This window comes from Variovorax sp. Soil_C_39 (assembly GCF_057656815.1).
Genome location: NZ_JBDGJQ010000004.1, coordinates 395,126 through 407,930 on the forward strand (window position 1 = coordinate 395,126; position 12,805 = coordinate 407,930).

A 12,805-nucleotide genomic window follows, 5' to 3' on the forward strand; every position below is an offset into this window, starting at 1 on the left:
GGCAACGTGGCACGCATACCACGGAGTTAGGCACGGAAGTGTAAACAAATGCCTTAAATCTCGGTCGTCGCGTTACATTCTCGGCTCACGAGGACACCATGACCGACGCGCATCACGGCAGGCCACGATCGAGGCTCTACCTGCCCGTCGTCGCCAAATTCTTCATCGCACTGGCAGGCGCCAGCGCCTGGGCGGCTTTCTCCATCTGGGCGGCGGCCCACTGGCTGGCCGACCTGCGGCAGTACGTCGGCATCGTGGTCGCGGTGTTCCTGGTCTACGGCATCGCCGTGATCCCGGGCTTCATGAATGCGTTCCTCGCGATCAGCCTGATGCTCGACCGCCGGCCCGTGCGCCGGCCGCTCACGGCCTATCCGCCGATCTCGATCCTGGTGGCGGCCTACAACGAGGAAGCCTCGATCGAGGAAACGCTCGTCAGCATCGACCGGCAGGGCTACCCCGGCGAGTTGCAGGTCATCGTCATCAATGACGGTTCGAAGGACGGCACCGCGCAGGTGGTGCGCGCCGCCGAGGCGCGCTTTCCGTGGCTCACCTTCGTCGACCTGCAACAGAACGGCGGCAAGGCACGCGCCCTGAACATCGGCTTCAAGGAAGTGCGCCACGACCTCGTCATCACGGTCGATGCCGACTCGTTCCTCTACCGCGGCGCGCTGGTCAACATCGTCGAGCGCTACCGCGCCGACCCGCCCAACACCCGCGCGGTGGCGGGCAAGATCCTGGTGCGCAACTCGCGGCTCAACTGGCTCACGCGCTGCCAGGAATGGGACTACTTCCACGGCATCGCCTCGATCAAGCGCGTGCAGTCGCTGTTCCAGGGCACGCTGGTGGCGCAGGGCGCCTTCTCGATCTACGACCGCGCCGCGCTGGCCGAGGTGGGTGGCTGGCCCGAGTGCGTGGGCGAGGACATCGTGCTCACCTGGGCGCTGCTCAAGGCCGGCTACCGCATCGGCCACTGCGAGGACGCCTGCCTGTTCACCAACGTGCCCACCACCGTCGGGCAGCTCGTCAAGCAGCGCCAGCGCTGGGCGCGCGGCATGGCCGAAGCCTTCGTGCAGCATCCCGGCATCCTGCTGCAGCCGCGGCTCTCGACCTTCTTCATCTACTGGAACGTGTTCTTCCCATGGCTCGACGTGGCATTCACCATCGGCTTCATCCCCGGCGTGGTGTTCGCGCTGTTCGGCTACTACTGGATCGTCGGGCCGATGACGCTGGCGCTGCTGCCCGCCGCCTTCGCACTGAGCTTCCTGATGTTCTCGATCGAGCGCCGGATGTTCAGGAGCACGGGCCTCGTGGTGCGGCGGAATTTCGGGGGGTTCTTCATCTACGTGCTGCTCTACAGCTTTTTGCTGCAACCCGCGAGCGCCCTGGGCTACCTGGACGAACTCTTGAGAAAGCCCAAATCGTGGGGAACGAAATGACCGGCGTCGCACGCGTCGTGGCCGGCGCCTTGTCGGGTTTCTGCATGGCACTGGCCGCGCCCAGCTGGGCCGAGGAGGCGCCGAAGCCCGCCGGTGAGCGCTCGGGCATGGCCTATGGCAGCGAGGTGTACCTGACCCACGACAGCGACAACTTCCAGTCGCGCCGCGTGTCGGCCGAATTCTTCCCGGCCTTCGCGCATGCCGACCGCTACCTGGGCTTCCGGCTCGGCGAATACCAGTACCGGCAGGACAACTGGCGCAGGAACGGGCAGAAGGTCTCGTTCCTCGCGCGCTCGGTCGAGACCCGCACCGCCGACGGCGGCGTGATCGAGGCCGGTCTGTTCCGCCAGGGCGGGCACACGCTGCTCACGCTCGACGGCAGCTACCGCATTTCGCCCACGAAGAGCACCGCGGTCGAATTCATCGTGAACCGCGACTGGGTCGAGACGCCCCGCGCGCTCGACCGCGGCGTCGACTTCTCGATCGTCGGCGTGGCCGTCGACCAGGGCATCGGCAGTCATGTCACGCTGGTGGGGCTGCTCGGGCAGCAGTACTTCTCGGACGGCAACCGGCGCGACCTCGGCCGCTTCCGCGTGATCTACCAGCCCTCGCTCGACCTGGGCCTGACGCTGCAGGCGCGCTATCGCACCTACCGCAGCACGCACGAGGACGTCGATCGCGCCTACTTCAACCCCAAGAGCTACAGCGAGGCGATGCTCGCGGTGGGCTGGCGCTACCGTTTCCAGGGCTGGACGGCCGCCGTTACCGCGGGCCTCGGCAACGAGAAGATCAACCACGACGTGAGCCAGCCGACGCGGCTTCTGGACATCAACCTGCAAAGCCCGGTGCGGGGCTCGCAGGTGTTCCGCTTCAGTGCCGGCTACAGCCGCAGCACCAGCTTCTCGGGCCCCAGCTACCAGTACAGGTACCTGCGCGGCGAATGGGTGATCCTCTTCTGATCTGCCGCCGACCTTATATGCTCGCCCGCCTCATCTATGCCAGCAAGGCCATCGCCTTCCGTGCCGCCGACCTGGCCGACATCCTCGAGGTTTCGCGCACCGACAACCCCAAGGCGGGCATCACCGGTGCGCTCGGCCTGCTCGACGGCGTGTACCTGCAGTACCTCGAGGGCGACGATGCGGCGCTCGAAGCGCTGTACGCAAGGATCCAGGTCGACCTGCGCCACCAGGCGCCGGTCGTGCTCGACCGCACCTTCATTGCAGTGCGTGCGTTTCCCGAATGGTCCATGGCGCTGCTGCGCTGGGACGAGCGCATGCGGGCCGTTGCCCGGCGGCACGGCCTCGATCCCTCGCAATCGCCCTACGACATCGCGCCGGCCGCCGTTGCGCCGTTCTTCCGCGCACTCACCGCCACGCCGAACTGGGTGGCGCTGTAGGCGGGCGCACGCGGCTCATTCGAGCCCGAGCGCGCGCAGCTTCGCATCGGCGGCCGAGTAGGGCCTCTCGCACACGATCTTGTCGGAGCCCGGCGCGAACTCGAAGCTCGCGGCCATGCGGATGCGAAAGCGGCGGCCCGTGGCCTCGTACACCTTGCCCTCGGCCTGCAGAGGCCCCAGGTGCGTGCCGCTGAGCCAGAACTCGACCAGCACCGTGTCGTGGTCCGCCGCGATCGCGATGATCTCATTGGCGAGGTCGGGGAAGGGCGTGCGCGAGCTCTCGAAATAGCCGCGCACTTCTGCCTCGCCGTCGAACACCGCGCCGCTGCCGTGCATCTCGTAGCGTGGGTGCGCGAAGGTGGCGATCACCGCATCCCACTCCTGGGTGCATTCGAGCGCCATGTGGTCGCGCACCGTCTTGATTCTTGCCGCCTGCAGCATGGCTGGGGTCTCCACGTGGTGTTCTCCTCAAGGATTGGAAATGGGTGCGCCAATGCGGCGGATCGGCTCGGTGCGGCCGTCCCAGCTATCGGCCGCGTGCCGGATCTCGCGAAAGTAGTCGCCCTTGCCGCCCGCCATCTCCGAGATCTCGAACATGCCGCTCGGCAGCGCCGGATGCACGAAGTACGCAAAGCGCCCGCGTGCGCCCATGCGCCCGCTGTGGCCCTCGACGTAGCCCATCGACAGCAGCTGCCGCACGGCATCGTCGAAGCCGTCGTCGGTCCACCAGGCGAGATGCTGCGCGCCTTCGCCGCCGCGCCGCAGCGAGTCGAGGTAGAGCGAGGGCGCATCGTCGCGCTGCTGGATCAGTTCGATCTGCAGGTCGCCGGAATTGGCCAACGCGATCGAGAGCTTCGGCAGCCGCGACGGCTTGCCGTAGTAGTTGAACTCGGTCGTGCCGACGTCTTCCTTGTAGAACCAGGGGCCCACGCCCAGCGTGCGCGACCAATGGGCCATCGCTTGCTCGATGTCGCTGACGACGTAGCCGACCTGGCGCACGCTGCCGAAAAGTTTGCTCATGATGAAGTCGATCCTTGAAAGCGTGCGCGCCGGTCAGCGCATGTAGGCGCCGCCGTTGACGTCGAGCGTGGCCCCGGTCATGAACGACGACAGGTCCGAGGCCAGGTAGAGGCACGCACCCGCGATGTCCTCGGGCGTGCCGACGCGCCCGAGCGGAAAGCCCTTGCCCAACTCGTGCTTGCGCTCGTCGGAGGTCGCGCCGCGCGAGAAGTCGGTCATCACCAGCCCGGGCGTCACCGCGTTCGCGCGCACGCCGTCGGGGCCGAGTTCGCGCGCCATGGCGCGCATCAGGCCCAGCACGCCCGCCTTGGCGGCGCAGTAGTGGCTGCCGCCGAACACGCCGCCGCCCTGTTGCGCCGACATCGACGAGATGCAGACGATCGAGCCGCTGCGCTGCGCGCGCATCGCCGGAATCACGCACTGCGACATCTGCAGCGTGCCGCGCAGCGCGATCGACACGACCGTGTCGAAATCGTCGGCCGTCACGTCGAGCACCGCGCGCTTCTGCGTGACCGCGGCGTTGTTCACGAGCACGTCGATGCGGCCCGCCCACTGCAGCACGCGCGCCACCGCCGCCGCGCAGGCCTCGGCATCGCGCACATCGCAGCCGATGCCGATGTGCGCCGCGCCGATCGATTGCGCGGCCGCCCCGGCCTCGCCCTCGTCGAGGTCGAGCAGCGCCACGCGGGCGCCGTGCTGCGCGAAGAGCCGCGCGGTCGCGAGCCCGATGCCGCGCGCGCGTGATGCGCCCGTGACCAGCGCCACGCGCCCGTCCAGCAGCCGGAGCGCCGCGCCCTCATTCATTGCTGATGTTCGCCGCCTTGGCGATCTGCTTCCAGCCTTCGATGTCGGCTGCCGTCATGCTGCGCAACTCGTCGCCGCCCACGTAGGCCGCGGTGATGCCGAGGTCGAGCAGCCGCGCCTTCACGTCGGGCATCTCGACCACCTGCTTGAGCGCCGCCGAGAGCTTGGCGACGATCGGCTTCGGCGTGCCCGCGGGTGCGTACAGCGCCCAGCGCAGCGCGCCCATGCGCTTGCCCGCGAAGTCGATGCCCTCGTCGTCGTAGCTCGACACCTCGGGCAGGCTCGGCGAGCGCGAGGTGCAGGCGGTGATCGCCTTCACCTTGCCCGACTTCACCATCGGCGTGCCCGAGGCCATGTCGACGTAGGCCAGCTTGACGTGGCCGCCGAGCATGTCGGTCTGGATCTGCACCACCGACTTGTAGGGGATGTGGCTCATCTGCGCCTGTGTGCGCAGGTTGAACAGCTCGCCGCAGAAATGGCCGGTCGACGCGATGCCCCAGCTCGCGTACTGCACGCTGCCGGGCGCCTTCTTCGCGAGCGCGACCAGTTCCTTGGCGTTGTTGGCCGGGAAGTCGTTGGTCGCGATCAGCAGGATCGACGCGGTGCCGACCTGGCCGATCGGCGCGAAGTCCTTCACCGAGTCGTACGAGAGCTTGGGATTGCTCGCGGGCAGCAGCACATGCGTGGTCGCGCCGCCGATGCCGATCGTGTAGCCGTCGGGCGGCGCCTTGGCGACGAAGTCGGTCGCGATCGCGCCGCTCGCGCCGGGCTTGTTGTCCATCACGAACACGCCCTTGACCAGCGGCGCCATCTTGTCGGCGAGCAGCCGCCCGAGCGTGTCGCCGCCGCTGCCCGCGGCCGAGATCAGCACGAAGCGGATCGGCCGTGAGGGATAGTCCGAGGGCGTCTCGGCCCGCGCCGCGAGCGCCAGGCCCGCGAGCGCCGCTGCAATCCAGATCTTGCGCATGGTGATGTCTCCTTGTTGTAGATGTGATGGGACCTAGAGCGACAGCCCGCCGTCGACCACCAGCTCGAGGCCGGTGACGTAGCTCGATTCGTCGCAGGCGAGGTAGAGCGCCGCATTCGCCACGTCCCAGGCCGAGCCCTGGCGGCCCATGGGGCAGCGCGCATTGCGCATCTCGCGGCCGGCGCGCGCCGCTTCGTCGCCCTCGAACAAGGCCGCGGCATGCGGCGTGTCGATCAGCCCCGGCACGATCACGTTGCAGCGCACCTGGTGCTGCGCGTACTGCCGCGCCACCACGCGCGTCATGTGGTTGAGCGCCGCCTTCGAGGTGCTGTACGACAGGAACTGCATCGGGCTCCACTTGCGGCTTGCGATCGACGAGATGTTGATGATCGAGCCGCCGCCCTGGCGGATCATGTGCGGCACCACCTCGCGCGCCGTGAGCATCGGGCCCTTGAGGTTGATCGCATGCACGCGGTCCCAGGAGTCCTCGGTCACTTCGAGCAATTCGCCGAATTCCTCCACGCCCACGTTGTGGTGCAGCACGTCGATGCGGCCGAAGCGCTCGATGCAGTGGCGCACCATGGCCGCGATCTGCGCGCTGCTGCGCACGTCGGCCTCGAAAGGCTCCGCGATGCCGCCGCCGTCGCGCACCAGTCGCACCGTGGCCGCCGCGGCCTCGAGCGACCGGTCGGCGCAGACCACCTTGGCGCCTTCGCGCGCGAAGGTGAGGGCCGCGGCCGCACCGTTGCTGATGCCCTCGCCGATCGAGCCGGCGCCGACCACGATCGCCACCTTGCCGTGCAGGCGCTGCTCGGTCGTCATGCCGCGCCGGCTTTCCGTGCGGTAGCCGAGGTCTTGGCGCGAGCCGCGGGCTTCGCAGCGGGCCCGCACGATTCGCGCAGCACCATCTGCGTGGTCAGCAGGATGCGCTCCTGCTCGAGCGGCGCCGTGCTGTCGAGGCGGCGCAGCAGCAGCTCGGCCACGGCCGTGCCGACCGCCTCGAGGTCCCAGGTGAGCGAGGTGATGGCCGGGCTGAACAGCTGCGACAGGTCGGTGTCGCCGATGCTGACCACGCTCACGTCGTCGGGCACCACGCGGCCCGCATGGCGCAGCGCCTGCAGCACGCCCGAGAGGATGCGCGTGCCCAGGCACAAAAAGGCGGTGGGCGAAGCAGGCGCGCCGAGCAGCGCGAGCGCCTCGCTGAAGGCGAAGTCCATCGCCGACTTCTCGGCCCGGATCAGCTTCGGGTCGGGCTGCAGGCCGCGTTCGGCAAAGGCGTCGCGGTAGCCCGCGATGCGCTCTCGCCCGGGGCGCAGCACGCTGCCCGGCGTCAGCAGCGCGATGCGCGTGTGGCCCAGGTTCAGCAGGTAGCGCGTGGCCTGCAGCGCGCCGTGGTAGTGGTCGACGTGCACGCCCGCGTTCTCGCCCTGGAAGTCGCGGTCGAGCGCCACCACCGGGCCGTCGGCCGCGAGCAGGTCGAGGTAGGCCGGCGTCTCGGCATGGCAGGGGCCGAGGATCAACCCGTCGACGCGGCGGCGCCGGAACAGATCGATCAGCACCTTCTCGCGCTCTCCGTCGTTGTGCGTGCTCGCCACCAGCAGCGTGTAGCCCGCCGTCAACAGGCGCGACTCGACGGCCGTGATGATCCGTGCGTAGAGCGGATTGGCGAGGTCGGACACGATGAGCCCGACCACGCCGGTGGAGCGCGTGCGCATGCTCTGCGCCACCGCGTCGGGGGTGTAGCCGAGATCGCGCGCCGCCTTGGTGACCGCCGCGATCGCCTGCTCGCTCACGCGCCCGGTGCGGTTGAGCGCGCGCGAGGCGGTGCCGATCGCCACGCCCGCGGCCCGCGCGACCTCGCGGATGGTGACCTTGGCCTTCATGCGCGCACCGCCTGCTGCGCCGACGATGCGGAAAGGAGAAGAGAAAAAGAAAAGAGTGCGGCAGCGAACATGGCCGCAGTGTGCGGCATGTTGTGGAAACGTTTCTATGCGCAATAACCCTGACTGGCTTGTCCGAGTTATGTCGATCAGCTAGAAACGGTTCCACCGCCCGCCGCACGGTGGCCGGCCGGCCTTCAGGCGGCCGCAGGCACCGTCGACGGCACGTCTTCTGTCGTCGTGCGGCGCAGTTCGCGCCGCTCGGCGATGTCGTAGCGCCGACCGCGGTGCAACGTGCTGCGGTTGTCCCACATCACCAGGTCGCCGACGCGCCATTCGTGGCTGTAGACGCGCTCGCGCTGGGTCGCATGCTCGAGCAGGTCGAGCAGGTAGATGCGGCCTTCCGCGATGGGCCAGCCGACGATCTCGCGCGCATGCACGCCCACGAAGAGCAGCTTGCGGCCAGAGCCCGGGTGCGTTTCCACCAGCGGCCAGACGGCCGGCGGGATCGCCTTCTTCTGCGCGTCGGTGTAGGCATCGTCGCCGAGCAGCAGCCGCGTGTGCAGCGCGTAGTGCTCGGCGCGCAGATCCGCGATCTCGCGCTGGGTGCGCTCGGGCAGCGTGTCGTAGGCCGCGCGCAGGTCGGCAAATTCCGTGGTGCCGCCCCAGCTCGGCAGCACCAGCGCATGCAGCATCGAGTAGGCGGCGCGCGGGTTCTGGAACGAGCTGTCGCTGTGCCACAGCTGGTTGGCAAAGTTCGACAGGTTCTTCGGCGAATCGCGGCGCGCCACGTTGCCTTCGGCGTCGACGTTGGAGATGTCGATCAGCCGCTCGTCCTCGAGTCGCTCGGGCCGGCGGAACACCTTCTTGAGCCCGAGGTCGAGCGGGCCGAAGGCCTTCGCGAAGTCGAGCTGCTGTTGGCCCGAGAGCGGGCAGTCGCGCCAAACCAGCACGGCGTATTCGTCCATGGCGGCGCGGATGTCGTCGATCTCCGACTGGCCGAGCGGGCGGGCGATGTCGATGCCGCTGGCCTCGGCGGCGAAGACCGGGTGAAGGGGCTTGAGTTGCAGTGTCATGGAGTTCGGATGACGTTCTTCGGAGGAGGGGACTATTCGGCCTGGATGCCGGCATCGGCGATGGTCTTGGCCCAGCGCTTCATCTCGGACTGCACGAAGGCATCGAACTGCGCCGAGGTCGAGGCGACCACCGTCATCCCTTGTTCTTCGATGCGCTTGCGCATGTCGGGCGCGTTGAGCACGCGGGCGATGTCCTGCTGCATCTTCTGCACGGCCGCCGCGGGCGTGGCGCGCGGCGCCACGAAGCCGAGCAGCGCGTTGACGTGGAAGCCCGGCAGCGTTTCCGCGACGGTCGGGTAGTCGAAGCCCGGCACGCGCTGCTCGCCGAGCGTGGCGATCATCTTCATGCGGCCGGCCTTCACGTAAGGCAGCACCGAGAGCAGCGGATCGAACACCAGGTCGATGCGCCCGCCCATCAGCTCGGTGTGGGCCGGTGCACTGCCCTTGAACGGCGCATGCAGCATGTCGAAGCCGGCCTCGCGCTTGAGCAGTTCGGCGCCCAGGTGCGTGGTGCTGCCCGCGCCGGGCGTGCCGTAGGTGAGCTTGCCGGGGTTCTTCTTCGCGTAGGCGACCAGTTCGCGCACGTTGTTGAACGGGGTGTCGGGCCGCGCGACGATCGCGAGTTCGAGGTTGGCGATCTGCGTGATGCCGGCCAGGTCCTTGACCGTGTCGTAGGGCAGGTTCCGGCGCAGCGACGGATTGACCGCGAACGACGAATTCACCATGCCGATCGTCAGCCCGTCGGGCGCCGACTTGGCGACGAAATCGGCCCCGATCGCGGTGCCCGCCCCGGGCTTGTAGTCGATGATCACCGGCTGGCCCCAGATCTCCTGCAGCTTCTGGCCGATAAGCCGGCCCACCGTGTCGGTCGGCCCGCCGGGCGCGAACGGGATGATGATCTTGACCGGGCCGGCCGGGAAGTCGCGGGCCGCGGCGCGCAGCGGAACGGCGAGCGCCGTGACCGTGAGGCCGGCGGAAAGCATCAGGTGTCGCCGCGTCGGCTGGTGCATCGTGTGCATGGCTTGTCTCTCTTTTTAATGGAACAACGTTCCGAAATATGATCGAGTTGTGGTGCAAGGTCAATAAAAAAATGAAACGGTGTTTTGAAAAATGAATGAACGACTGGAATCGGGCGGCGGCGCCGAGGTGGCGGCGCTGGCGCGCGGGCTCGCGCTGCTGCGTGTGGTGGGCGACGCGGCGGGCCCGCTGAGCAACCGCGAACTGGCCGATGCGACAGGCATTCCGAAGGCCACCGTCTCGCGGCTCACGGCGACGCTGGTCTCGGCCGCCTACCTGCGCCAAGCCGCGGACACCGATCGCTTCGCGCTGGGGCCCGCGCTGCTCGACCTGAGCAACCGCTACTTGCGCCACTTCGACCTGCGCGCGGCGGTGCGCCCGCACCTGGTCGCGCTGTCGGAGTTCGCGGGCGCCAGCGTGCACATGGGCGTGCGCGACGACCTCGACATCCTCATCATCGATTCGCTGCGGCCGCGCACCGCCTTGATTACCTCGCGCATCGAGATCGGCTCGCGCATGACGATCGCCACCTCGGCCTCGGGGCGGGCCTATCTCGCGAGCCTCGATCCGCCCGAGCGCGATGCCATGCTCGAGCGCATCCGCCTGGCCAGCGGCGAGGGCTGGGCCGCGCTTGCGCCGCGCCTCGCCGCGGGGCTCGACGAGCACGCGCGCCTCGGCTACTGCAGCTCGTTCGGCGAATGGAACCCGCACATCCATGCGCTCGGCTTCGCGGTGCGCGGGCCGCAGGGCGAGCGCTTCGCCTTCAGTTGCGGCGGGCCGGCCTACCTGCTGCCGCGCGACATGATGATCGCCAAGGTGGCGCCGCGGCTGCTCGAGACCGTGGCGCGCATCCGCGAGGAGATCGGCTCGGGCGCCGCTGCGGATTCTCAGTGAGGGTTGGACCCCAATCGCCTTTGGATTCAACACTTTCGGGCCGATGAATCTCTCGGCTTTGAACCGTCGTCCCACTCAGGATGGTTCGCCAGATCGCCAGATCGCCAGATCGCCAGCCGACGAGGCCCTGGGCCGAGCGCCGGAGAATGGCTAAAATCTGGGATTCAGGCCTTAGAATGCAAAAAAACTTGTAACACTTAGGAAAAAATGGCCTACGTGGGCTACGAATACGTGCGGTCAAGCCTGGACCTGCCCATCTTCGAAGTGCGCCGACCCGCTTTGGTCAAACCGGTCACGCGCATCATGTCATCGGCTGAAGCCCTTGGCGTGCCGGGCGCCCTGACGCCGGCCGACGGCGACCTGGTGGCGCACTTGCTCTTTGCCCTCAAGCATGAGGGAGTGAACCTGCAGGTGCTTGCAGGCGCATCCAAGCACCTCGCCGGCGCCGATCTGGCCGCGGCGCTTGCCGCGACTCCGAATGGACAGTACGTGCGAATGCTCTGCAGCGCGTGGGAACACTTCACCGGCAACCAGGTGGTGGCCCAGCCGGTCATCACCGCGGGCTATGTTGACTTGTTCGACCCACGTCGTTACTACACAGGCGGGACCGACCGCGACTCTCGATGGCGAGTCAACTTCAACGGTCTCGGGACCTGGGATTACTGCGTCACAGTGGAGCGCACGCCGGCGATCAAGGAGTTGTTGGACTTTGATGTGCTGGCGGCCACTCGCGAATTCGTTTCCTCGCTCAACCGCGAATTACTCGATCGCACGTTGACTTGGGCGTATCTGCATGAGACCCAAGACAGCTACGCGATCGAGAACGAGGCGCCGTCGGAAGACAAGGCGCGCACATTCATCGGCCTGCTGCGCCAGGCGCACGAGCCGCGTGCCCTCGACGAGCAGTATCTGGTGGAGTTGCAGACCTCGATCGTCTCCAACCCTTACAACAAGGCAGTTCAATACCGGACGGAGCAGAATTGGCTGAGCGATGGTGGCCGCGGTGCGCTGGGCGTGACCTTTGTGCCTCCGCGGCCTGATGATCTGCCGGAACTGATGGATGCCTGGTCACGTTTCGCCAACGACACCGCGAAGCGTCTGGATCCGCTAATGGCCGCCAGCATTGCCTCTTTCGGTTTTGTCTTCTTGCACCCATTCATGGATGGGAACGGACGTCTCTCCCGCTTTCTCTTTCACAAGGTCCTATGCCAGTCCGGCCAATTGCCCGACGGCATGCTCCTTCCGGTTTCTGTGGCCATGAAGCGCCACGAGCCACAGTATCTGAGCGTCCTGCAGGACTTCTCCCGTCCGGCGCGCGCGCTGGTCAACGCCAGGGCGGCCGGCGAGGGAGACTTCGAATTCACCTTCAAGTGTGACGACACGATCTTTCGATTCTGGGATGCCACTCGCTGTGTGGAATTCGGCTTGAGCATGGCGCGCGAAGCACTGGAGGTGGAGCTGCGCAGTGAGACGAACTTCATCGTTCATTTCGACGCGGTGCGCAAACAAATCAATGACCAGTACGAGCTGCGTGGTTCGACGCTGGCGACGCTGGTGTCGATTGCGCTGAACAACGGCGGTGCGATCTCGAATAACAAGCGAAAGCGCTACGCCGATGAGGTCGCGCCTGAGATCTTCGATGCGATCGAGGGCAAGGCCCGAGAAGTTCTCACCGTCCGAGAGCCAACGCAGTGAGCTTGGTCGATCTGGGCTCATGATTGTCGAGGTTGCCGGTTAGGGCTGGTTGCAGCCAAAAAAGGGGCGTTCGCACCATGTCAAAAGTAGACAAGCTTTGTGCCACTTATGAGCTGTTCGGCCTGGCATTAAAGGAGATTCCGGGCAAGACATCAGAGGCGATTTACCAAGTATGTGCCGGAGTGTGCGGCTTCGTCGCCACAGTTCGCGAAGGAACTCCCAAACCGACCCCCTCGCAGGTGGCTGCGGGATTGGAACAAGGTTGGCGAGAGATGCTGGATTCGCTTCCGGACTTTCCGGAAGAATGGCGGCCAGCTGTCGCAAAAGCTTGGTTCGCGGCGACCGAGCACGCATACCCTGAGTTCATGGCGAACGAGGAACGACGACTTGCCAAGGTGCTTGATCGCGGAAAAATCCGCACGGAACCAGAGTTCCATCGAGTTCGGCATGAAATCGATCTACTTGAAGGTCAGCCTGACAGGCAATCTGAACTGCACCATCTGTATTCCATGATCGACGCTTTTGAGGGGCGCCCCTAACGACTGGCACCGCCGGTTCCGGCGTGTTGGTCGCATTCTGCCGTGCCCGGCCGGCACGCCGCAGCGCCGAGCCGGTGCTCT

At 67.0% G+C, this 12,805-nt stretch carries 14 protein-coding genes; 6 read left to right on the forward strand and 8 right to left on the reverse strand.

What is annotated here, in order from left to right:
* The first annotated feature begins 98 nt into the window (after positions 1-98).
* From AC3A6J_RS13355 to AC3A6J_RS13365, 3 genes are read left to right on the forward strand one after another with little or no spacing between them, the layout of a single operon-like run.
* Positions 99-1,436, forward strand: coding sequence for a glycosyltransferase family 2 protein (locus tag AC3A6J_RS13355; RefSeq protein WP_487860427.1), 1,338 nt, complete (start codon positions 99-101; stop codon positions 1,434-1,436).
* Positions 1,433-2,395 carry a hypothetical protein gene (locus tag AC3A6J_RS13360; protein ID WP_487860428.1) on the forward strand — a complete coding sequence of 321 codons (963 nt, stop codon included), beginning with the start codon at positions 1,433-1,435 and terminating at the stop codon, positions 2,393-2,395. Before AC3A6J_RS13355 ends, AC3A6J_RS13360 begins: the two co-directional genes overlap by 4 nt.
* A 17-nt stretch (positions 2,396-2,412) precedes the next feature.
* The gene (locus AC3A6J_RS13365; protein ID WP_487860429.1) at positions 2,413-2,832 is read left to right on the forward strand and encodes a BLUF domain-containing protein; all 420 of its coding nucleotides are present in this window, start codon (positions 2,413-2,415) and stop codon (positions 2,830-2,832) included.
* Positions 2,833-2,847: 15 nt separating this feature from the next.
* On the opposite strand, the gene AC3A6J_RS13370 is transcribed toward AC3A6J_RS13365, so the two are convergent.
* The 8 genes from AC3A6J_RS13370 to AC3A6J_RS13405 all read right to left on the reverse strand — a co-directional run bounded on the left by AC3A6J_RS13370 (position 2,848) and on the right by AC3A6J_RS13405 (position 9,598).
* Complete coding sequence (locus AC3A6J_RS13370) at positions 2,848-3,288, reverse strand: ester cyclase (RefSeq protein WP_487860430.1); 441 nt, start codon at positions 3,286-3,288, stop codon at positions 2,848-2,850.
* A 12-nt stretch (positions 3,289-3,300) separates the two neighbouring features.
* Positions 3,301-3,852 carry a VOC family protein gene (locus AC3A6J_RS13375; RefSeq protein WP_487860431.1) on the reverse strand — a complete coding sequence of 184 codons (552 nt, stop codon included), beginning with the start codon at positions 3,850-3,852 and terminating at the stop codon, positions 3,301-3,303.
* A gap of 33 nt (positions 3,853-3,885) precedes the next feature.
* Complete coding sequence (locus AC3A6J_RS13380) at positions 3,886-4,656, reverse strand: SDR family NAD(P)-dependent oxidoreductase (protein WP_487860432.1); 771 nt, start codon at positions 4,654-4,656, stop codon at positions 3,886-3,888.
* Complete coding sequence (locus tag AC3A6J_RS13385) at positions 4,649-5,623, reverse strand: Bug family tripartite tricarboxylate transporter substrate binding protein (RefSeq protein WP_487860433.1); 975 nt, start codon at positions 5,621-5,623, stop codon at positions 4,649-4,651. The genes AC3A6J_RS13380 and AC3A6J_RS13385 overlap by 8 nt, the downstream gene beginning before the upstream one ends.
* 33 nt (positions 5,624-5,656) lie before the next feature.
* Positions 5,657-6,445 carry an SDR family NAD(P)-dependent oxidoreductase gene (locus AC3A6J_RS13390; protein ID WP_487860434.1) on the reverse strand — a complete coding sequence of 263 codons (789 nt, stop codon included), beginning with the start codon at positions 6,443-6,445 and terminating at the stop codon, positions 5,657-5,659.
* Positions 6,442-7,506, reverse strand: a complete 1,065-nt coding sequence (locus AC3A6J_RS13395; protein WP_487860435.1) for a LacI family DNA-binding transcriptional regulator — start codon at positions 7,504-7,506, stop codon at positions 6,442-6,444. Before AC3A6J_RS13395 ends, AC3A6J_RS13390 begins: the two co-directional genes overlap by 4 nt.
* 194 nt (positions 7,507-7,700) lie before the next feature.
* Positions 7,701-8,579, reverse strand: a complete 879-nt coding sequence (locus AC3A6J_RS13400; RefSeq protein WP_487860436.1) for a TauD/TfdA dioxygenase family protein — start codon at positions 8,577-8,579, stop codon at positions 7,701-7,703.
* A 32-nt stretch (positions 8,580-8,611) separates the two neighbouring features.
* Positions 8,612-9,598: a tripartite tricarboxylate transporter substrate binding protein gene (locus tag AC3A6J_RS13405; protein WP_487860437.1), complete on the reverse strand. Its 987-nt coding sequence runs from the start codon at positions 9,596-9,598 to the stop codon at positions 8,612-8,614.
* Between the two features lie 91 nt (positions 9,599-9,689).
* Here AC3A6J_RS13405 and AC3A6J_RS13410 point away from each other — a divergent pair, with 91 nt between their 5' ends.
* The 3 genes from AC3A6J_RS13410 to AC3A6J_RS13420 all read left to right on the forward strand — a co-directional run bounded on the left by AC3A6J_RS13410 (position 9,690) and on the right by AC3A6J_RS13420 (position 12,724).
* The gene (locus tag AC3A6J_RS13410) at positions 9,690-10,490 is read left to right on the forward strand and encodes an IclR family transcriptional regulator (protein WP_487860438.1); all 801 of its coding nucleotides are present in this window, start codon (positions 9,690-9,692) and stop codon (positions 10,488-10,490) included.
* Between the two features lie 207 nt (positions 10,491-10,697).
* Positions 10,698-12,185, forward strand: coding sequence for a Fic family protein (locus tag AC3A6J_RS13415; RefSeq protein WP_487860439.1), 1,488 nt, complete (start codon positions 10,698-10,700; stop codon positions 12,183-12,185).
* Between the two features lie 77 nt (positions 12,186-12,262).
* On the forward strand, positions 12,263-12,724 hold the full coding sequence (locus AC3A6J_RS13420) for a hypothetical protein (protein WP_487860440.1): 462 nt from the start codon (positions 12,263-12,265) through the stop codon (positions 12,722-12,724).
* The last annotated feature ends 81 nt before the right edge of the window (positions 12,725-12,805 follow it).